The organism is Vibrio sp. 16 (assembly GCF_963681195.1).
Taxonomy (GTDB): domain Bacteria; phylum Pseudomonadota; class Gammaproteobacteria; order Enterobacterales; family Vibrionaceae; genus Vibrio; species Vibrio sinaloensis_D.
On record NZ_OY808997.1, the window covers coordinates 1,487,832 to 1,509,249 of the forward strand.

18 protein-coding genes are annotated in these 21,418 nt (G+C 47.3%); 6 read left to right on the top strand and 12 right to left on the bottom strand.

Going from position 1 to position 21,418, the window contains the following annotated elements; all coding sequences use genetic code 11:
• Nucleotides 1-15: 15 nt before the first annotated feature.
• On the bottom strand, nt 16-2,019 hold the full coding sequence (locus U9J37_RS06560; protein WP_043887264.1) for an NADPH-dependent 2,4-dienoyl-CoA reductase: 2,004 nt from the start codon (nt 2,017-2,019) through the stop codon (nt 16-18).
• Between the two features lie 199 nt (nt 2,020-2,218).
• On the opposite strand from U9J37_RS06560, the gene sppA reads away from it, so the two are divergent.
• The gene (gene sppA / locus U9J37_RS06565) at nt 2,219-4,069 is read left to right on the top strand and encodes a signal peptide peptidase SppA (RefSeq protein ID WP_005474859.1); all 1,851 of its coding nucleotides are present in this window, start codon (nt 2,219-2,221) and stop codon (nt 4,067-4,069) included.
• Between the two features lie 157 nt (nt 4,070-4,226).
• On the top strand, nt 4,227-5,243 hold the full coding sequence (gene ansA, locus U9J37_RS06570) for an asparaginase (protein WP_005474872.1): 1,017 nt from the start codon (nt 4,227-4,229) through the stop codon (nt 5,241-5,243).
• 64 nt (nt 5,244-5,307) lie between these two features.
• Here ansA and U9J37_RS06575 read toward each other — a convergent pair whose 3' ends face one another.
• Complete coding sequence (locus U9J37_RS06575; protein ID WP_005474853.1) at nt 5,308-5,931, bottom strand: TetR/AcrR family transcriptional regulator; 624 nt, start codon at nt 5,929-5,931, stop codon at nt 5,308-5,310.
• 108 nt (nt 5,932-6,039) lie between these two features.
• Here U9J37_RS06575 and U9J37_RS06580 point away from each other — a divergent pair, with 108 nt between their 5' ends.
• Together U9J37_RS06580 and U9J37_RS06585 are read left to right on the top strand one after the other, a co-directional pair.
• Nucleotides 6,040-7,143: an MBL fold metallo-hydrolase gene (locus tag U9J37_RS06580; protein ID WP_005474856.1), complete on the top strand. Its 1,104-nt coding sequence runs from the start codon at nt 6,040-6,042 to the stop codon at nt 7,141-7,143.
• Complete coding sequence (locus U9J37_RS06585; protein WP_043887262.1) at nt 7,136-8,140, top strand: NAD-dependent epimerase/dehydratase family protein; 1,005 nt, start codon at nt 7,136-7,138, stop codon at nt 8,138-8,140. The genes U9J37_RS06580 and U9J37_RS06585 overlap by 8 nt, the downstream gene beginning before the upstream one ends.
• 66 nt (nt 8,141-8,206) lie before the next feature.
• Here U9J37_RS06585 and serS read toward each other — a convergent pair whose 3' ends face one another.
• The 4 genes from serS to U9J37_RS06605 all read right to left on the bottom strand — a co-directional run bounded on the left by serS (nt 8,207) and on the right by U9J37_RS06605 (nt 12,393).
• Nucleotides 8,207-9,514, bottom strand: coding sequence for a serine--tRNA ligase (serS, locus tag U9J37_RS06590; protein ID WP_005474863.1), 1,308 nt, complete (start codon nt 9,512-9,514; stop codon nt 8,207-8,209).
• A 235-nt stretch (nt 9,515-9,749) separates the two neighbouring features.
• Complete coding sequence (locus U9J37_RS06595) at nt 9,750-11,096, bottom strand: replication-associated recombination protein A (protein ID WP_038213577.1); 1,347 nt, start codon at nt 11,094-11,096, stop codon at nt 9,750-9,752.
• A 2-nt stretch (nt 11,097-11,098) separates the two neighbouring features.
• Nucleotides 11,099-11,695 carry an outer membrane lipoprotein periplasmic chaperone LolA gene (gene lolA, locus U9J37_RS06600; RefSeq protein ID WP_005474855.1) on the bottom strand — a complete coding sequence of 199 codons (597 nt, stop codon included), beginning with the start codon at nt 11,693-11,695 and terminating at the stop codon, nt 11,099-11,101.
• 83 nt (nt 11,696-11,778) lie between these two features.
• Nucleotides 11,779-12,393 carry a YecA/YgfB family protein gene (locus U9J37_RS06605; RefSeq protein ID WP_005474899.1) on the bottom strand — a complete coding sequence of 205 codons (615 nt, stop codon included), beginning with the start codon at nt 12,391-12,393 and terminating at the stop codon, nt 11,779-11,781.
• Between the two features lie 247 nt (nt 12,394-12,640).
• Here U9J37_RS06605 and dusC point away from each other — a divergent pair, with 247 nt between their 5' ends.
• Nucleotides 12,641-13,594, top strand: a complete 954-nt coding sequence (gene dusC / locus U9J37_RS06610) for a tRNA dihydrouridine(16) synthase DusC (RefSeq protein WP_005474857.1) — start codon at nt 12,641-12,643, stop codon at nt 13,592-13,594.
• Here the strand turns inward: dusC and U9J37_RS06615 are convergent.
• The 6 genes from U9J37_RS06615 to cysB form a co-directional block, all read right to left on the bottom strand.
• Nucleotides 13,591-15,051: a sensor domain-containing diguanylate cyclase gene (locus tag U9J37_RS06615; protein ID WP_005474886.1), complete on the bottom strand. Its 1,461-nt coding sequence runs from the start codon at nt 15,049-15,051 to the stop codon at nt 13,591-13,593. The genes dusC and U9J37_RS06615 overlap by 4 nt on opposite strands.
• Nucleotides 15,052-15,184: 133 nt before the next feature.
• Nucleotides 15,185-15,979: an ABC transporter ATP-binding protein gene (locus tag U9J37_RS06620; RefSeq protein WP_005474849.1), complete on the bottom strand. Its 795-nt coding sequence runs from the start codon at nt 15,977-15,979 to the stop codon at nt 15,185-15,187.
• Nucleotides 15,976-16,920, bottom strand: a complete 945-nt coding sequence (locus U9J37_RS06625; protein WP_005474865.1) for an ABC transporter permease — start codon at nt 16,918-16,920, stop codon at nt 15,976-15,978. Before U9J37_RS06625 ends, U9J37_RS06620 begins: the two co-directional genes overlap by 4 nt.
• Before the next feature lie 62 nt (nt 16,921-16,982).
• Nucleotides 16,983-17,948: an ABC transporter substrate-binding protein gene (locus tag U9J37_RS06630; RefSeq protein ID WP_005474917.1), complete on the bottom strand. Its 966-nt coding sequence runs from the start codon at nt 17,946-17,948 to the stop codon at nt 16,983-16,985.
• 157 nt (nt 17,949-18,105) lie between these two features.
• Complete coding sequence (locus U9J37_RS06635; protein ID WP_005474927.1) at nt 18,106-19,308, bottom strand: methyltransferase; 1,203 nt, start codon at nt 19,306-19,308, stop codon at nt 18,106-18,108.
• Nucleotides 19,309-19,362: 54 nt separating this feature from the next.
• Entirely contained in the window at nt 19,363-20,337 is a 975-nt protein-coding gene (gene cysB, locus U9J37_RS06640; RefSeq protein ID WP_005474854.1) for an HTH-type transcriptional regulator CysB, read from the bottom strand.
• 301 nt (nt 20,338-20,638) lie between these two features.
• Between cysB and U9J37_RS06645 the strand changes: the two genes are divergently transcribed.
• Nucleotides 20,639-21,403 carry a hypothetical protein gene (locus tag U9J37_RS06645; protein WP_005474873.1) on the top strand — a complete coding sequence of 255 codons (765 nt, stop codon included), beginning with the start codon at nt 20,639-20,641 and terminating at the stop codon, nt 21,401-21,403.
• Nucleotides 21,404-21,418 lie beyond the last annotated feature (15 nt).

A 21,418-nucleotide genomic window follows, 5' to 3' on the forward strand; every position in this document is an offset into this window, starting at 1 on the left:
CTCGGTAAGGCGACGCTATAGCTTAACGGCCAGTTCGACACCTTGGCGAATCGCACGGACTGCATCCAACTCGCCCGCATAATCTGCGCCACCAATGATATGCAGTTTATCGCCGAGTAAATGCCATTTATCTTCAAACGGTCTTACTGACTCTTGGCCCGCACAAATGATCACCTTATCCGCTTCAAGTAACTTGGATTCGCCGTCAGCGGTAATATGTAGGCCTTGATCATCAATCTTCTCGTAGCTCACGCCGCCCAATAAATTGACTCCCCGCTTTTCTAAGGTGCGTTTATGAATCCACCCCGTTGTCTTGCCCGGACCTTTACCCACTCTGCCTTTACGACGTTGTAGGACCCAGACCTCTTTATCACTCAATGAATCTGGGTATGGATACAAACCACCAGGATGGGCGATTTCCTTATCGATGCCCCATTCATGCAACCAGTCGTCAAGGTTGTGACCTGTTGGTTCAGTTAACATCGTCGCGACATCGACACCAATGCCACCAGCGCCGACGATCGCCACTTTGTTCCCGACAAAAGTTTTGTCACGAATAAGCGTCTGGTAATCGACCACTTTTTCAGGATTGTCGATACCATCAATCTTCACTTTTCTCGGCTCCACGCCAGACGCCATAATCACTTCATCATACTCGTTGAGCAGATCGAAGTTGGCTTCCGTTTCTAAGTGCAGTTTGACGCCAGTTTCGTCAATTAGATTGGCGAAGTAGCGAATGGTCTCACGAAACTCTTCTTTACCTGGGATCTGCATAGCAAGGCGGAACTGGCCACCAATGCGATCGTTGCGCTCAAACAGGTCCACTTGATGACCACGTTTGGCAAGGGTCGTCGCACAGGATAAGCCCGCAGGCCCTGCGCCCACGACCGCAATATTCTTCGGTTTGGCTGTTGGCGTGACCACCAACTCATCTTCACGACAGGCCAGTGGATTGACTAAACAGCTCGCACGCTTGCCCTTAAACACATTATCCAAACATGCTTGGTTACACCCAATGCAGGTGTTGATAAGTTGCGATTGGTTGTTCTCAGCTTTGATAACGAAATGGGGATCTGCCAAGAAAGGACGCGCCATAGAAACCATGTCTGCATGCCCACTGGACAAGATTCTTTCCGCCTCTTCCGGAGTGTTGATTCGGTTGCACGTTACGATAGGTACATTCACGTGCGGGCGTACTTTTTCCGTAACCCAAGTAAACGCGCCGCGAGGTACTTGAGTTGCAATAGTTGGAATGCGAGCCTCATGCCAACCAATCCCTGTGTTGATGATCGTCACGCCTGCTTTTTCTAGCTCTTTAGCCAGCATCACGACTTCATCAAACGTACTGCCCTCTTCCACCAGATCAAGCATGGATAAGCGGAAGATAATGATAAATTTCTCGCCTACCGCTTTGCGAATCGACTTGACGATCTCAAGAGGAAAGCGCATGCGATTCTCATAACTGCCGCCCCACTCATCGTAGCGCATGTTGGTTCGCTTACAGATAAACTGGTTGATGAGATAGCCTTCCGAGCCCATGACTTCAACACCGTCATACCCCGCTAACTGAGCGAGCGAGGCACTGTTTGCGAACGCATCAATGGTTTTCTTAATTTGACGCGTGCTCATTTCACTCGGCGCGAATTTCGCGATCGGCGCCTTAATCGATGAAGCACTTTGGGAGAAAGGATGCATGGCGTATCGACCTGCATGAAGCAGTTGTAACGCAATTTTGCCGCCATGTTCATGTACAGCCTCAGTAACAACCTGATGCGCCTTTGCGTGCTTGGGTTTGCTAAACTCTGCGCTAAATGGATGTAAGCGTCCACGCAAGTTTGGAGAAAAACCACCGGTTACGATTAAACCTACCCCGCCTTTTGCACGTTCAGCGTAAAAAGCCGCGAGTTTTCCTAGACCTTCTTTGTGTTCTTCAAGTCCAGTATGCATAGAGCCCATTAAGACTCGGTTTCTGATTTGAGTAAATCCTAGATCTAACGGCTGTAATAGATTTGGGTACATGGCAGACATCACTTTCGTTTAATTATTCTGGTCTGACCAGAATAAACATCATCGTAATATAAATCAAACAAGCGTTTACATTTTTGTAACACCGATCAATCTTACAGTTGTTTGGGTATACTAGTTTCAGTAGGATGTAACTTATCTGGAATTATAAGGTCTTATAAGCCTTTACCTGCGTCTATGCAGCGGAGATTAAATGAAAAAACTATTTAAGTTTATCGGTCTATTCTTCAAAGGGATTTGGAAACTCATCACCTTTGTGCGTCTAGCGCTTACCAACCTGTTTTTCTTAGCCTCAATAGCGATCATCTATTTTGTCTATTTTCACGCACAAAGCGAAGCGCCAACCGTTCCCACTGAGTCAGCTCTTATTCTCAACCTGTCTGGCCCTATCGTTGAACAGCCGAACTACGTCAATCCAATGGATTCGTTTACTGGCTCCTTGATCGGTCAAGACTTGCCCAAAGAAAATATCTTGTTCGATATCGTTGAGACACTCCGCTACGCAAAAGATGACCCTAAAATTAGTGGCTTAGTACTTGCTCTTGGCGATTTGCCTGAAACCAACTTAACTAAACTTCGCTACATTGCAAAAGCGTTGAACGAGTTTAAAGCGTCAGGCAAACCGATTTATGCCGCTGGCGGATTCTACAATCAGAGCCAATATTACTTAGCCAGTTACGCAGACAAAGTATACCTCGCCCCTGACGGCGCGGTTCTGTTAAAGGGTTACAGCTCATACTCACTCTATTACAAAACGCTACTCGAGAAGCTCAACGTCAACACGCATGTATTCCGAGTGGGGACTTACAAATCTGCCATAGAGCCTTTTGTTCGTGATGACATGTCAGAAGAAGCAAAAGAGTCGGCTTCTCGTTGGTTAAGTCAACTTTGGGGAGCGTTTGTTGATGATATCGCCGCGAATCGACAAATTAAGCCTGAGTCGCTAAACCTGAGCATGGATGAATTCCTAACGCTACTAAAGAAAAACGATGGTGACCTCGCTGCGCTGTCGCTGAACATTGGTTTGGTTGATCAACTGGCGACCCGCCAACAAGTACGTGCAGAACTGATTGATGTGTTTGGGAGCAATGGTGAAGACAGCTACAACCACATTAGTTACTACGACTACCAACCCACCATGGCGCCATCATTTAGCACCAGTGCAAATGACATCGCAGTTGTGGTCGCAAGTGGTGCCATAATGGACGGTAGCCAGCCACGCGGAACGGTCGGAGGCGATACGGTCGCGGCCCTGCTTCGTCAAGCGCGCAATGATGACAAAGTCAAAGCGGTTGTCCTACGCGTGGACAGCCCGGGCGGTAGTGCCTTTGCCTCTGAGGTGATTCGCAATGAAATTGAAGCCCTCAAAGAAGCTGGAAAACCTGTTGTCGCGTCTATGTCGAGCTTAGCGGCATCGGGAGGCTACTGGATTTCGATGAGTGCTGACCGCATTGTCGCGCAACCAACGACCTTGACGGGCTCTATTGGTATCTTCAGTGTCATCACCACCTTTGAGAAAGGATTGAATGAACTCGGCGTCTACACCGATGGCGTTGGCACATCACCATTTTCAGATGTCGGTGTGACGACAGGTTTATCAGAGGGGGCAGCAGAAGCGTTCCAACTTGGCATTGAGCACGGCTACAAACGCTTCACTCAGTTGGTCAGTGATAACCGCAATATCTCTCTTACCCAGCTTGATAACATTGCCCAAGGACGAGTCTGGACTGGCCAAGATGCGATGAAGTTTGGCTTAGTGGATAGCATTGGCGACTTTGATGATGCCGTTAGCCTCGCGGCCGAACTTGCAGAAGTCGAAAACTACGACATTTACTGGGTGGAAGAACCATTAAGCCCTGCCCAGCAGTTCATTCAAGATTTGATGAACCAAGTGAAAGTCTCTGTTGGGATTGATATTAACAGCTATCTGCCACCAGCACTGCAACCTGTGCTCAAACAAGTCAGCGCAGACGCTGATTTGCTGCAGAGCTTTAACGACCCGAAAGGCCATTACGCCTTCTGTTTGAACTGTATGGTGCAATAAAGCAACAAATCAGATACTGCCCGTTTAATCCTGGGCAGTGCATCCGCGTATAGCGCGCGACTTTTGGGGTGTTCCTGTGCGGAATGCCCCTTTTTATTGGCCCCGATTCCTATATAATCCCACGCTCTGTTCCCCCTACAATACTGGTTTCTAAGCAATGGCAAGAAAACACATCTATATCGCTTATACGGGCGGCACCATTGGTATGCAGAAGTCGCATGATCACGGTTACGTTCCTGTCGCTGGCTTTATGGAAAAACAACTGGCGAGCATGCCAGAATTCCACCGCCCAGAAATGCCAGAGTTCACCATCCATGAATACGATCCACTGATCGATTCCTCGGATATGACTCCAAAAGATTGGCAGCAAATCGCTGATGACATTCGTGCCAACTACGACAAATATGACGGTTTCGTTATTCTGCACGGCACTGACACCATGGCCTATACCGCTTCAGCTCTCTCTTTTATGTTAGAGAACCTTGGTAAGCCGGTCATTGTAACTGGTTCGCAAATCCCACTGGCAGAGCTACGCTCTGACGGCCAAGCGAACTTGTTGAATGCACTCCACATCGCAGCAAATTATCCGATCAATGAAGTGACGTTGTTCTTCAACAACAAGCTGATGCGTGGCAATCGCAGTACCAAATCTCACGCTGACGGTTTTAATGCCTTTACGTCTCCAAACTTACCCCCTTTGCTCGAAGCTGGGATTAATATCCAGATCAGCAATGACATTAAGGTTGGGCATGTTCCAGAAGGCGAATTTAAAGTACACGATATTACGCCGCAGCCAATTGGTGTCATTACCATGTACCCAGGTATCTCTCACGAGGTCATTCGAAATACATTGCTGCAACCGGTCAATGCGATGATCTTGCTGACTTTTGGCGTTGGTAATGCGCCGCAAAACCCTGAGCTTCTTAGTCACTTAAAAGACGCCTCTGAGCGCGGTGTGATCGTCGTTAACCTCACCCAATGTTTGGCAGGCAAGGTGAATATGGGTGGCTACGCGACCGGATGTGCCCTTGCCGAAGCGGGCGTGATCAGCGGCTACGATATGACCCCAGAAGCTGCTCTTGCCAAGCTTCACTATCTACTTAGCCAAGACCTCTCATATGAGCAAGTGAAAGTGAAAATGCAGCAAGTCTTGCGCGGTGAGATGAGTATCTAATCTCACTATGAAACGACAAAGCCAGCTAGATTAGCTGGCTTTTTAATGACTCGACCGATATTACTCAACCTAGTGAGTGCTGTTGGTAGCGCGCTAAAAAGAGTTTCGTCGTTTCATCGACTAAACGTTGTTTCTCTGCCTCTGTCAGCGGTTGGCGTAAACGCATCAATTGTGGCCAAAGCGCACTTCCTTTGATTAAGCTATGCAACTGCTCTTTCGCAAGGTCTGCGTCTAGTTCAATCAACTTCCCATCATCTTGCGCCGCGACTATCCAACGATAAACCGCCGTCTCTTTTTCCGATAACTTCTTCAGCTCTTCTTGCAGCATATCAGGATTGCTGAACAAGTAATCAAAAGCAACACGTGCGAGATCTTGATATTGTGGGGAAGACAAAAACTCAAGCTCTTTGGTCAAAAGCGCAGCGAGCTGGGTTTCCAAAGGCTGGTCACGGTTGTAACTCACTTCGCTTTCCATCATCGCCCGTTGCCATAATTCCGACAACAAATGGAGTACGAGCGCCTCTTTGCTCACAAAGTGATTGTAAATGGTTCGCTTGGACACGTTGGCCAGTTTAGCCAATCTATCCATGCTCGTCGCCTTGACGCCCTCTTCACGAAACGCTTCGATCGCTGCTTCGACAATTGCTGATCGTTTTAGATCACTGCGACTCTGCTTCTTTTCCATCATTTTGTTTCATTTCTACAACCATGCAGCCAATTCTACACTGCATGGTTTACTTTTCAATTTTTCAAAGTAAACTACACAGTGTAGTTTACTTGTAAGGAGTAATTGATCATGAAATTTGCCATGTTTGCCCTGTTAGGATTGTTGGTCGCTATCGCGTTCATCACTCTTAGTTCGAACAAAAATCGTTTCCAAAACAGCGAAATCGCGTACTCGTCGTCGTTGGGCGATACATTGCGAATCTTACATGCATTTATTACCACTCCTCGTTTGGATCCGACACCGACCCAGCCACTCCCTATTCAACCAATGAATGAGCAAGCACTTTTTTCCACCAAGCGGGACTCACTCTACCGAATTGGTCACTCTAGCGTTCTACTAAACCTAGACGATAACTGGATTTTGACTGACCCAGTCTTGAGTGAACGAGCATCTCCTGTTCAATGGGCTGGCCCCAAACGCTTTCATCCAAGCCCAATTAACGCATCCAACTTGCCACCTATCGACATCGTAATCATCAGTCACGATCACTATGATCACCTCGATAAAAACACCATCCAAGCCATTGCAAAGAAGGTAGGAACATTTGTTACTCCACTAAAAGTTGGGGACCTATTGATAAGTTGGGGAGTCACCCCAGAAAAAGTGGTTCAGCTTGATTGGTGGCAAAGTACCTTTGTGAATGGCATTGAGCTAGTCGCTACCCCATCACAACACTTTTCAGGTAGAGGGTTACTGGATAGAAACCAGACTCTTTGGTCGAGCTGGGTAATATTGGGAACGCAACATCGTGTCTTCTTTAGCGGTGACAGTGGCTACTTCTCTGGCTTTGAATCGATTGGCAAACGCTATGGCCCATTTGATGTCACCCTGATTGAATCCGGCGCATATAACTCACTTTGGCAAGACATTCACATGATGCCCGACGAGTCTGTTCAAGCTCATATCGATCTTCGTGGTAAATACATGATTCCAATTCACAACGGTACGTTTGATCTCTCTATGCACCCTTGGTACGAGCCGCTTGAACGTATCACTGACATCTCTAGTCAAAGAGGTGTGCAACTCATCACTCCCGCTTTTGGTCAGCTTGTTGAACTCGAGTCACCACCTTTTGAGCAGCAATGGTGGAAAACCGAGTCGATTGCCAGCGAGCCGATATCTCAGTTTGAACCCGTTATCGACAATATCGTTAAGGAGAAGAGTAATGGTTAAATGTTTAGTCACCGGCGCAACAGGCCACCTCGGCAACAATCTGGTTAGAGAATTAAGCCGACAAGGCCATCAGGTACGCGCCGGAGTGCGCAATCTCAGTAAGTCCGACTCGTTGAAGGGTGTCGATTGTGACATTGTGTATTGTGACTTACTAGACGTCACCTCTTTGCAAACGGCCTTAGACGGGGTTGACGTTCTCTACCAAGTCGCGGCCGTTTTCAAGCACTGGGCAGAAGATGAAGAAAAGGAGATCGTCGAGCCAAACCTTATCGGCACGACGAATATCTTGAGAGCTGCGCACGAAGCCGGAGTGAAAAAAGTCGTCTATGTCAGCTCGATAGCGACATTAGAGCAAACTGCGCGTAATCAACAAGGTGAGATAAAGGTAGAAGGCTACAATGTGTCGGATCAAATCAATCCCTATTGCCGGGCCAAAACACTTGCCGAGCAAGAGGCATGGAAAGTCGCGCAAGAGCTAGATCTGGATATGGTCACGATACTGCCATCCACCATACTTGGCGGCGAGTTTAAACCCAACACGGAATCTCTCGATGCGTTTTCAGCGATCGTAAATGGCAAGATGCCTTTCTTGTATGAGATGAACCTCAGCCCAATCGATGTTAACGATGTCGTCAAAGGGATGATTAAAGCCTCAACGCATGGCATTCGTGGCAAGCGCTATGTCCTTGCTAACACGTCGACCATTTCTAGCGAGGAGATCATCGCTATTGCTCAAGAGGTAAACCCACAACTTGCTGCGCCTAAAATACTGTCTGAACAAGAAATTTATGCACTTGTCGATCAAGCAGAAAAGGAAGCGTTAGAGACTCAGACTCGACCTAAACTGATTCGCAGCAATGTCGCGCGTTCACTTAAGCACCGATTTGTGTTTGATCAGCGAGAGTCACTAACGGATCTAAAGCACACTCCGATAGGTGCCCGAGAGGTCGTTCGAACCACAATGGCGTCTCTATATCAGCCACCAGCCGCGGAGTAATTTTGCCGCAGGATTAAAAAAGGCGACTCATTGAGTCGCCTTTCATCATTTCGTATTCGGCCGAGATTAACCGATGTGCGTTGCGCCGCCCATGTACTTCTGAAGTACTGTAGGGATTGCGATGCGACCATCTGCTTCTTGGTTGTTCTCTAGAATCGCGACCATTGTACGACCAACTGCTAGACCAGAACCGTTTAGCGTGTGCACTAGCTCAGGTTTCTTCTCGCCTTTACGACGGAAACGCGCTTGCATACGACGAGCTTGGAAATCCCACATGTTTGAACAAGATGAGATCTCACGGTAAGTCTCTTGCGCTGGAACCCAAACTTCTAGGTCGTAAGTTTTACGTGCACCGAAGCCCATGTCACCAGTACATAGAACCACTTTACGGTAAGGCAGTTCTAGAAGTTGTAGAACTTTCTCTGCGTGGCCAGTTAGCTCTTCTAGTGCGTCCATTGAATCTTCTGGACGAGTGATTTGTACTAGCTCAACTTTGTCGAACTGGTGCATACGAATCAAACCACGAGTATCACGACCGTAAGACCCCGCTTCAGAACGGAAACATGGCGTGTGAGCGGTCATCTTAAGCGGTAGGTCCGCTTCGTCAGAGATCGTATCGCGAACAAGGTTCGTTACTGGTACTTCTGCTGTTGGAATCAAAGACAGTTTACGCGGCTCTTCATCGTTCACTTTCTCTTCTAGTGGCTCAGTGTGGAACAGGTCTTTACCAAATTTAGGTAGCTGACCTGTACCAAATAGACTGTCAGAGTTCACTAGGTACGGTACGTACATTTCAGAGTAACCGTGCTCTTCAGTGTGTAGATCCAGCATGAACTGAGCAATTGCACGGTGTAGACGAGCAAATTGACCTTTCATCACGATGAAACGTGCGCCAGTGATTTTAGTCGCACTCGCAAAATCAAGACCGCCACCCATTTCACCAAGATCAACGTGATCTTTTAGTTCGAAGTCGTAAGTTTTTGGCTCACCCCAACGAGAAATCTCTACGTTGTCATCTTCGTCTTTACCATCTGGCACATCATCAGCTGGCAGGTTTGGCACAGATAGCGTGATCTCTTCAAGTTGCGCCATTACTGCATCAAGTTCAACTTTTTTAGCATCAAGATCGCTACCTAGCGTACCGATTTGTTTCTTGATCTCTTCAGCGCCTTCTTTATCGCCAGCCGCCATTTTTTGGCCGATCTGCTTAGAGATGGAGTTACGCGTGGATTGTAAATTTTCAACTTCAACTTGAATCGACTTGCGTTGCTCTTCAAGTGTACGGATTGTCTCTACGTCTAGCTTAAAGCCACGACGCGCTAGTTTTGCAGCTGTTTCATCCAGCTCTGTACGAAGTAATTTAGAATCCAGCATTGTTAATCCTATGCTTTTTTAGTTGTGAAATGGCGCTTAAGCATCGTGCTCAAACGCTAATAAATAGTTCCCAAAATAATTGGAGTTGCAGCGAGGAAACAAACCAATTCATCCCTATGAGCATAGGTGCTCTATGTGATTAGGGCGGCCGGCGCTCCGGTAAATTGGTGCAGTTAACAAAGCTGCGGCTTCAAGTATGAAGGGATAATTGGATAAATGTATCTAAAATGCTCGCTTATTCATAGCGCTTTTGTGGGCTTTTTGCGTCTAAACTAGCCAAGTAATCTAACTTTTCGCCAATTTTAGTTTCTAACCCTCGGTTGGTCGGTTGGTAGTAGCGAGTCTCTGCCATTTCTGGGGGAAGATATCTTTCACCAGCAGCGTACGCGCCAGGCTCATCGTGTGCATAGCGATACTCAGCGCCATAGCCGAGATCTTTCATCAACGAGGTGGGTGCATTGCGCAAATGGGGGGGCACTTCATACTCTGGCAGGTTGTGAGCATCACGCAGAGCTTGCTTCCAAGCGGTATAAACAGCATTACTCTTTGGCGCACAAGCAAGGTAAACGATGGCTTGGGCAATGGCTCTTTCGCCCTCAGCAGGTCCAACTCGGGTAAAGCAATCCCATGCGGACAAAGCAACTTGCATGGCGCGTGGATCCGCGTTGCCGACATCTTCAGAGGCAATCGCGAGTAGGCGTCTTGCGATATACAGCGGATCACAGCCTGCCGCAATCATTCGCGCCGACCAATACAGCGCAGCATCAGGATTGGAGCCACGAATCGACTTATGAACCGCAGAGATTAAGTCGTACCAAATATCGCCTTTGTTATCAAAGCGCGAAACTTTTTCGCCAGCAACCTCGGCCAGCAATGGCAAGGTAATCACCTTAACACCTTGGGCGTCTTCTTCTGCCATATCGTAGAGAAGCTCAAGGTAATTTAGCGACATCCGCGCGTCACCGTTTACTAGCTCAGAAAGTCTATCTAGGACCCCTTCATCAAAAGCCGCTTCAACCTTACCTAAGCCACGCTTCTCATCATTGATTGCTTGCTGCAGTGCCAAACCAATATCTTGCTGAGAAAGAGAGGTTAATTTGTAAACTCGGGCACGCGATAGCAATGCGTTGTTCAGCTCAAAAGATGGGTTTTCCGTGGTTGCACCAATGAAGGTCACCGTGCCATCTTCGATATGCGGAAGAAAGGCATCTTGCTGCGATTTATTGAAACGGTGCACCTCGTCAACAAACAAGATCGTGCGTCTGCCAGCCAACTTATTTTCGCGCGCTCTTTCAATTGCTGCGCGGATTTCTTTCACACCGGAGGTCACGGCAGAGACTCGCTCAACTTCTGCGTTGGCGTAGTTTGCCGCCACTTCAGCGAGCGTTGTTTTCCCTGTGCCTGGAGGCCCCCACAAAATCATGGAGTGGATGTGACCCGCTTCCAACGCTCGTCGCAACGGTTTACCTGCGCCGAGAATATGTTGTTGACCAATATACTGGTCAAGCGTTTCTGGGCGCATTCTAGCAGCGAGGGGACGAAAATCTTCGTCCCCTGAAAAATCAAATGAGAAATTACTCACTTTTAATTCCTTTGGTCATCAACCTCGACACCTTGTGGAATGATAAAGGTAAAGCGCTCAGCTTTCGGTTTAGTTAAATCAATGTTAGCGAACTTGAACGCACTCTGCTGACCGTCTTGTTCAATCACACTAAATCCTTTCACCGCGCCTTTGGCATCGATCTCTAATTTAAATTGACCTTGGTTTGAATCCACAGCAGTTGGGACAAGTGTGAACACATCGCCCTGTTGAGAGACATCGTAGTTTTCCCAGTCACTTTGGCGGTTACGAGTCAACAATACAAACGGGGTTTGCTCTGTCGCTTGCTCTTGCCAGTAGATACTCACTTGTTCGATGAATGGGCTGTAATACCAAAGACTTTTGCCATCTGAGACCAACACGTTTTCATCTGGCATTGTGGTTGTCCAACGGAAAAGACTTGGACGAGAAATTTCTACCGAACCCTCACCTTCCATCACCAAATCACCATCAGGACTTGTCACCTGCTGAGTAAAGTCAGCACTAAAACCTTCCGTTTGCTGTAAACGCTGATTAAGCTCGTCTTTTGGCGCTGCCAACACAGAGAAGCTCATAAACAGTAATGCGGCCAGTTTTTTCATTAATCTTGTTCCTATTGAGTCGCCATGACTCTCTTTATAATCGTGTTTCGAACTTGGTTTGACCGAAAAAAGTTAACTTTGTTCTATTTTCCACAACACTGCTTGAACTTTTTACCGCTCCCGCACAAGCATGGATCGTTACGCCCTACTTGTTTATATGGATTAACGCTTTGCGACTTAGCGCCAACCATCGCCTCATCGGCGGCGTGAGCAACTTCGATGATCATCAGGTCGAGTTGGTCGATAAAATCGGTCAATGAAGGCGGGGTTTCAATGCCCGCTTCTCGCATTTGAGCTTGAGTTTGCGCTTCATCAATCGCCAGCATGAATGACGTCAATAGAGCTTGCAACATGCGAAGTGTGCCATCGCCAACGTGTACCTCTTGCCACAGCTCTTCTACCGTCGGCCAAAGCGTCATAAAGCCTTCAGCGATGTCGGCCAGCTGCTCCTGCTTGGAGGCTTCATCAAGCAACCCGAGCAAAGAGTACTCATTCGCCTTTAAATACGTGTACTGCTGGGTAATATGCGCTTCAATCGGCGCTTTCACTTGACTTGCGCTTTCAGAAAATACGCTCTCTAACCAAACTTCAGGGGCAAGAGGTTTGGTTGCCAAGTTGGCAGCAAGGGTTAAACCCTCGACGAAATAGGGAGATTCGTTAGTTAATGAGTCTGGCAGTGTCAGTAATTGATACTTCATGATTCACTTCTAGTGTTTAACTGATAAGGCACGCATTATAACCCTATGCAAGGCTTTAGGTCACTTCGAGACTTCCTCCCTGGCTCGAGCACCTGCTTCTTGTGATGATTAGACACATGTAGTCTCGGCTAGTTATAAGGATTTAATAACTAGCCTTCTCTTTTCCAAGCCCTGCAATCTTATCAAAGCAGTGACTTTTGTATCACTTGCCACTAAAATCACGCCTCCATAAATAGAGGCGTTTTTTATGCGATTAGTTCTTGGCCCAATGGAGGGCGTGTTAGATCATTTGATGCGCGAGATCTTAACCGACATCAATGATTATGATTTGTGCGTAACTGAATTTGTTCGAGTCGTCGATCAGCTGCTGCCCGATCATGTCTTCCATCGTCTTTGCCCAGAGCTACTGCAAGGGTCTCAAACCAAATCGGGTGTGCCTGTTCATGTTCAACTGCTTGGCCAAGATCCAGTTTGGATGGCAGAAAATGCCATCAAAGCAGCCGAATTGGGCGCAAGAGGCGTCGATCTTAACTTTGGCTGCCCAGCCAAGCTTGTGAACAAAAGCAAAGGTGGCGCCGCGCTTCTTCAACACCCAGAACTTATCCACCAGGTCGTCAAAGCCTGCCGAGAAGCGGTGCCGAGCGAGATCCCAGTGACAGCGAAAATCCGCCTTGGTTGGGAGAATCCAGACGACTGCTTCGAGATTGTAGACGCCATAGAAAAAGCGGGCGCCAATGAGTTGACCGTTCATGCACGCACCAAAGCAGGCGGCTACAAAGCAAGCGAGATTAAGTGGGAGTACATCGGCCAACTTCGTGAACGTTTTACGATTCCACTGATTGCCAATGGTGAAATTTGGAATTACGAAGATGGTCAAGCCTGTATCGAAACAACGGGTGTGGATTCGCTGATGGTATGCCGCGGCGCGTTCAATGTTCCAAACCTTGGGAATGTGGTAAAACACAACCACGCGGTAATGCCTTGGTCAGAGGTGGTCGAGTTACTGCTTGTCTATTCTCAGTACGAAATGAAAGGTGATAAGGGGCTTTACTACCCTAACCGTGTGAAACAGTGGTTCTCCTACTTACGCCAGCAGTATCCTCAAGCTGCAGAGTTGTTCAGAGAAATTCGTACCTTTAATAAAGCGGCGCCAATCGTTGAGCATATCACTCGCTACCGAGACACACTTAACGCCGCTTAGAATACTAGCTTATCCTTGCCTGACGTTTTGGCTTGGTATAGCTTTTCGTCAGCAGCTTTGAACAACGCCTCAAAGTTGCTGGCTTGCGCTTCATCGACGATTTCAACACCACCTGAAACCGTAAAGCCAGGCGCAACAACTTCTTGAGATCGAGAGCGGATCGATTGTTGGACTCGCAGTAATGACTTCTTCAGCGCATCTCGGTTGCTACCACTCATGTAAACCACAAATTCTTCACCACCGAAACGAGCCACTGCATCACTCGCGCGAATACTGTAGGTGATCTGGTCTGCCATGTAGCAAATAACGTTGTCTCCAACATCATGACCATAGGTGTCGTTGATAGATTTGAAATTATCAATATCGAAAACCGCGATGGCAACATACTCCCCATGCTGCGCATTAACCAAGAAGTCTTGTAACCCTCTTCGGTTCAGCAGTCCTGTCATCGCATCTTTGGCGGCAAGATCTTTCAAGTATCCGTGCTCAACTCGAGTATTAATCAAAAACAACACGATAACTGAGAACACGTAGATAAAGCCTATCACGAGCAAACTGTATCGATGAGAAGAGACAAAATAGCCAATCTCTTTGATGGGATCCAGGCGATAAATTAGATGATGGTCACCACGGACGCCCTCAAGATTGAACTGCTCCACACGAGTTGCATTGTCGGGAAAGGAGGCCGTGGTTGCATTTATAATTTCCAGTTTTCCCGGCAACTTGCCTCTCGTGTCCATCAGTTCATCATAAGCAATGTCCAATGACAGCACACCTTGATGCTCGCCTAGAGAGTAAACGGGCATGGTTAAACTCATGACTAAGTCGCTGGTTGCGACGATCGGCGCTGGCCCTGAAATAGAAATAACATCTGGGTTTTGCACCGTCGATTGCCAAAAAGGTCGCGCTTTGATCGTATCCAACAGTTCGGCTGTCGCCTGTTTTGCGTAAGTGTCCGGAGAAGACATCAGATAGCCCTCTCGGTCAATGTATTGGACGCCAAGGATCGTTTCATCAATATCGTGCACGAACGACAGTACAGGCGCCAACGAGACCTGACTTGCAACGCGCTGATAGACCTCACTGTCTGAGTTACACAGTTCGGTTGTGCCCACCAGCATATAGTTAATGTCTACTGCGGGCATATCGTGGTTGCGACCGTCGGTAAGCAGCAAGGCATCGATGGGCCACATCTGGCATACACTGTTTTTTATCTGCCGGTTGTGTTCTAGCAAAAAGATATATTGCGATTTGGAGTAGTTGGTAAAACTGTAATCGATAGCCGTAACAAGCTTGGCGGCGCGAGACAAATCATTTTGAATACGACCGTACTCATCACTGATTTCTCGGTTTACTAGATCGACGTAGTTTTTGATGGTTAATGCCAGTACGAGAGCAGACAGAACCAAGGGCATGAGAAAAACAAACTTCAAACTAAAATGCCGCTTCAACTGCATTAACCGCCTCTGATAAATAGAAATGAAAAAGCCTATCAATACTCTAATACGGTAGATAGGCTTAGCTGATGTTTTAACGTGGATTGTGTCACAGATTTTTATCGTAACTTGCTAATTGATTGTCAATTTAATCCTAATTTAGCAACAAACTATCATCTGCGAGCTCTTCTCCGCGAACCTTAGAGAACATCTCGAGCAAATCGGGCACTTGCATGTTTTGCCTCTGCTCACCTGCCACATCAAGGACGATTTCTCCTTGATGCAGCATCACAGTCCGATCTCCACAGGCGAGCGCATCCTTCATAGAGTGCGTCACCATCATCACGGTCAGGTTAAACTCACTGACGATTTTCTTGGTTAAGTCGATGATGAAAGCTGCCATTCTAGGATCGAGCGCAGCGGTATGTTCGTCTAATAGCAGCAACTTACTGTCAGACAGCGTCGCCATTACCAGACTCACCGCTTGACGTTGCCCGCCAGAAAGCAGTCCTATGCTATCTCCAAGCCTGTCCTCCAAGCCTAATCCAAGGATGCTAATTCGCTCTTGAAATAGCGCTCTTCGTTTGGCTGACAGTGACAAGTTCCAACCGCGTTTTTTACCGCGCATATAAGCCAGCGCCATATTCTCTTCAATGGTGAGGTCACCACAGGTGCCTGCCAAAGGATCTTGGAAAACACGCGCGCACTGCTCGGCTCGCTGATCCACACTTTGCTTTGTCACATCGAGTCCATCGATGATCACACGACCACCAATCATCGGCGTTTCGCCAGTTACCGCGCCCAACAAGGTCGATTTCCCCGCACCATTTGAGCCAATCACCGTAAGGAATTGATGCTCAGGCACTTCGAGTGAAACACCTCGAAGCGCTTTATTTTCCAGAATCGTCCCGGGATTAAAGGTGACTTGAATATCTTCCAACTGAATCATGCCACGCCTCCTGAATTATCGCCGCGCTTTACCGCCTGCGTTTTTGTCGCAGGCGAATTAGCCTTTTTTGCTTTTAGATTCCCTTTTAACTTCGGCGCAATCAGAGCAATCGCCACCAGCAGTGCGGTCACTAAGTTCAAATCCGATGCTTGGAGACCAAACATTCCCGAGCTCAATGCAAATGCAACGGCCAGTCTGTAAAGAACCGAGCCCACAATAACCGCCACCACGGCAACCCAAATCTTTTTACCTGGAATCAGCGTTTGACCGAGAATGACCGCCGCTAAACCGACCACAATCGTACCAACCCCAGAAGTCACATCAGCAAAGCTGTTGGTTTGAGCAAACAGCGCGCCAGCGAAGCCGACGAAACCATTCGACAAGGCAAGGCAAAAATAAGTGTAGAAAGCGGTGCTGGCTCCTTGAGCGGAAACCATACGCGCGTTAACTCCGGTCGCTCTTAACCCCAAACCAAAATCACTGTTGAGCAACCGCACCACAAACCACGCCGATATCAACACCAACACGCCAACCACTAAAGGCCGAATCAACATTGAATCCCCTAATGTTTCAAATGGCGTCAAGATGGTCTCTTCTCCTAGAAGAGCGATGTTTGGTCGGCCCATGATGCGGATGTTGATTGAAAACGCCGCAATCATGGTCAAAATAGAGGCAAGAAGATGAAGGATTCCACACCGAACGGCGAGAAATGCGGTAACCCAACCGGTTGCAGCACCAGCCAATATCGCCATGCCCGTTGCAACCCAAGGGTTAATACCTGAAACAATCGCCGTAGCGGCAACTGCGGCACCCATTGGGAAACTGCCATCAACACTCAAGTCAGGAAAATCAAGAACTCGGAAGGTTAGATAAACACCAAGAGCCACCAATCCGTAGAGCAGCCCTATTTCTAACGCCCCAAAAAACGCAAAAGCAGACATAACAACTCCCTTTTCTGCTCAATAACAAGAGAGCGCGCAAACGCTCTCTTCACTTTGGAGGGTTACTTAACGCTTGTCGCGCGATCTAATACTGAGGCAGGTACGGTTAAGCCAAGTTGTTTGGCGACACCTTGATTGACAACAAGATCGGAGCCTTTGGCCACTTTGACATCGAGCTCACCTGGCTCAGAGCCTTCCAAAATAGCGGCAACATAATCTGCCGTTTGAACACCCACTTGGTAATAATCGAAGCCTAGACCCGCAATCGCTCCTTTTTCAACGTAAGATGTTGCTCCGCCAAATACCGGCGTTTTCGCTTGGTTAGCCGCAACGATCATACCTTCAATTGCGCTGGCAACGGTGTTATCCGTCGGTGCATAAATAACATCCGATTTTTCGGCAATCGCTTGAGTGGCTGACTGTACATCAGCACTTTTTAGCGCCGTCGCTTCGACAACTTCCAAACCATGAGCTTTTGCGCTCTCTTTAAGCAGCTTCACTAATGTCACCGCATTTGCCTCACCAGGGTTAAAGACAACCCCAATGGATTTAACGTCAGGGAGCAACTCTTTAATCAGCTCGACATGTTGAGCGACAGGAGAAAGATCAGACAGGCCTGTGACGTTTTTGCCAGGCTGCTCCATTTGGCTAACGAGCTTAGCCCCTACAGGGTCGGTGACCGCAGTAAAAACAACCGGAATGGAACGCGTCGCCGACACCAAAGCCTGTGCCGTTGGCGTTGCAATGCCAACAAGAACATCAGGTTTTTCACCCACAAATTGACGAGCAATTTGTACGGCAATCGCAGGATTTCCCTGCGCGGTTTTGTAATCAAATTCGAGGTTTTCGCCTTGCTGATAGCCTTTGGCTTTAAGGCCATCAATCAATCCCTGACGTGTTGCATCGAGCGCTGGATGTTCAACAATTTGTGATACCGCAACCTTGGCTGTTTTAGCCATGATACTGGTAGAAGAAAGAAGTGCTGCTCCTGCTAGCATGGCGACGGCCATAATGTTTCCTGCTTTCATCTTAGCTCCTTGAATTCAGCAATAATGATGTGATGTTGTGTACTTTGTCGTTATGATTTTTCTCTAAGTTGCACATTTTCTGTGCAACTTAATCATTATTACCAATAAGCTGTTCGAATGTGAAGCGAGATTTAACAAGTTATCAACAAAACACGAACTAAGTAGCTTTCCGCATAGAGGCATGGATTAAGATGTTTCTCGGGGTGACGCCTCTTGAACAAAATTCTCCAAGTGAAACGTCATAGCCCTGCTCACGTAAATAGAGCGCTTTATCCAAAACAAGCCACAACTCCAATCCGCGACGAAAAACTTGCTGCACCAAGCTCAAACGCTCCATCTGCCAGTAACGCTCTATTCCTCGCTGCAGATAGTTATCAAAATCGATCGTCGGTAAATCGATCTGTTTGTGCTCTGCCGCCCACAAACAAAACGCGGTGAAACCTAACGAGAGCTGAGACTTTTTAATACTTGGGACCGGAATGTAATCATCTACGCCACATTCGCCTTTGAGTAGCAAGTCAAAACCTAAACGAAAACTCATCTCTTCAAATCGGTGACGCTTAACTCGTTGTCCACCAGTAACCGTCTCTTGAAGGGGAATACGCAATTCAGATTTAGACAAGTGCAAATGTGACGCTTTGCCCGCCTGAGATAGAGGCTGATAGACGTCACTTTGAACTAGGTGATAGCAACAAGGAGCGATAGTCATGGCAGGCAAACGGCAAGCCGCCCCTTTCTTCATCAATGAGGCGTGGAGATCTCCGCAAGCATGGAGCGCAACCGCATGTTGTGCAGAATTCAACGCCTTGATTGAAGATTCCGCCAGCGCATCACCTTGAACAAATTTCATCGGCAGCTGATGTTTGTCTGCTTCCTGCTGACCTGTCTCACATAACGCTTGTTGGAACTCAAAGCTCGTAACGTTTTGCTTGCTCTGACTGGCTAAAATACGCCCTAAGAAACCTTTTCCCGAGCACCACTCCAGCCACTCGGTTCCTTCATGCTTTTGCAGGGCAATTTCACCCATCGCTAATATTTGCTCAAGTTTTCGCCCAGGCACGCCGCTGTCGACTCCCCTCTCTAACTCAAGCCCAGTAAGAGGACTGCGTTCAAGAAAACAGAGCTGCGCGAGCGTCAAAACGTCAGGCAAGTATTGACCGACCATGTCGCTGAGTTGCTCAGGGTAAGCTTTATAGTGCTCTATCTGTTGCGTCGAGAGTGAACTTAGCCACAGACATAACTCCGGATGGCTTTTCTGCCAAGGAAAGTCGGTTTGCTCACTTTGTAAAAATGGCTCGATACGCCAAAAGTTCTGATGAGCGAGTAGCAGAGAATTGAGTGTTTGAAATTGCTGGTACATGCTTCCCCCTAGTGAATGCGTAGTTTAGAGGGAAGCGAATCATTTGAATAGAAATTAACGAACAGGAAGTTCGATATCTTTAAACATCGCTTCGATGTCTGCGTTAGATTTGAGTGATAACGCCTGTTCAACAACGGGACGAGTAAGGTGAGGAGCAAATCGCTCCATAAAGTCATACATGTAAGAACGTAAGAAGGTACCACGGCGGAAACCGATGCTGGTGGTACTCGCACCGAAGATATGGCTGGCATCGATCGCGACAAGATCGGTATCTTGCTCTTTGTCAATTGCCATACTTGCGATCACCCCAACGCCAATCCCCATACGAACGTAGGTTTTAATAACGTCGGCATCCGTCGCAGTGAAGACCACTCTTGGGGTTAAGCCATGTTTATTAAATGCGGCATCCAGTTCAGAGCGACCAGTGAAGCCAAACACATAAGTGACTAGCGAATAGGAAGCCAAGTCTTGAATCGTCACCTGGTCTTTTTGCGCAAGCGGGTGAGACTTAGGGACAACTATCGAGCGGTTCCAGTGATAGCAAGGTAACATGATGGCATCTTGATAAAGGTGGAGCGCTTCGGTCGCAATCGCAAAGTTTGCCGTTCCTTTAGCAATCGCTTCTGACATTTGGCTTGGCGTGCCTTGGTGCATGTGCAAGGAGACTTTCGGGTAACGAGCCGTGAACCCTTTAATCACATCAGGCAGAGCATAGCGCGCTTGTGTGTGGGTTGTGGAGATGTTCAATGTGCCCATTTCAGGGTGAGTATGCTCACCTGCTACCGCTTTAATGCTCTCAACACGAGCTAAAATCTCTTGTGAAATACGGATAATGTCTTCGCCAGCGCTCGTCACTTGGGTTAGGTGCTTACCACTGCGTTCAAAAATCTGAATACCAAGTTCATCCTCAAGCAAACGAACCTGCTTACTGATACCTGGCTGAGAAGTGTAAAGACTCTCAGCCGTTGCGGACACATTTAAATTGTGGTTTACAACCTCAACAATGTACTTCAATTGTTGTAATTTCATTCCTGAACCGTACTCCCTTATCGACGCACACCATGAACGTACAATCATAGTTTATAATATTTAGTTATAACGTCTCTTAAGTGAAATTGATAGCCCTACGACCCGTTGCGTTGCCTAAACTTAGAGCGAAGTAAACTTGTTCGGTCGTTTTGCAACCAATTACTCATTATCAGGGACGAAAAAGCGTTTTTGATTAACGAAACACTAAGCATTGAGTAATAATAGAAAAATGAGTGCAGAGAGTTAGCGGGATCGTGTATCCTTATCTGCTAGCCATCAGAAAACATAAGATACGGAATTTATGAATATTGGTTTAATCATAGCTTTAGTTGCCATCTTACTAGTCTTGGTTCTTGGCTATAACATTATGTTGCAGTATAAGGTCAAAGCGGAAACTGCAAAGAAGCAAGAGAGCTCTCGCTACCTGCAAATTATCGATGCGACAGAAGAGCTTATTGGACACGCTCATCACCTTCCCTACAGTAAAGCTCTGCTTGTGTGCCTAAATAATCGTATTCTTGATGCGCTGCAAAACATGCACGATCTCGACCCGAAAAATAAACAACTTGCCCAACGGGTAGAAAACGTAAAAAGCCAAATCACTCAGCTTGAAGAAAACCACAATGGCAACGAGAGCACAGCGTTCAAAGTGCCTAGCAATGACAAACAAGCGATCATGATGTTGAAGTTAGTCAAACGCCTGCGTGACACCATTCGAAGCGAGCACAACAAAGGCCGATTTGAAACTCAGGCTTACGTCGAAGAAAACGCTCGCTTAGAAACAATTCAAATCCGTATCAACATCGAAAATGTCATCAAACGCGCCAATGACTCGATTGTACGCGGACAACCAGGCACGGCAGTTCAGTTGCTACGTAAAGGGATTGATGCGTTGAGTACTAAAAACGATAACTACTCCAATCAAGCCAGAGAAAAGCTTCAAGCCATGTATGATGACTTAGAGCAAAGTAGACAAACTCGTAATGCGGAAGAGTTACACCAAATGGAAGAAAAAGAGCGCAAAGATGATATGGACGCACTCTTTGGTGAAAAGAAAAAATGGTAATATAATCACCGTGAT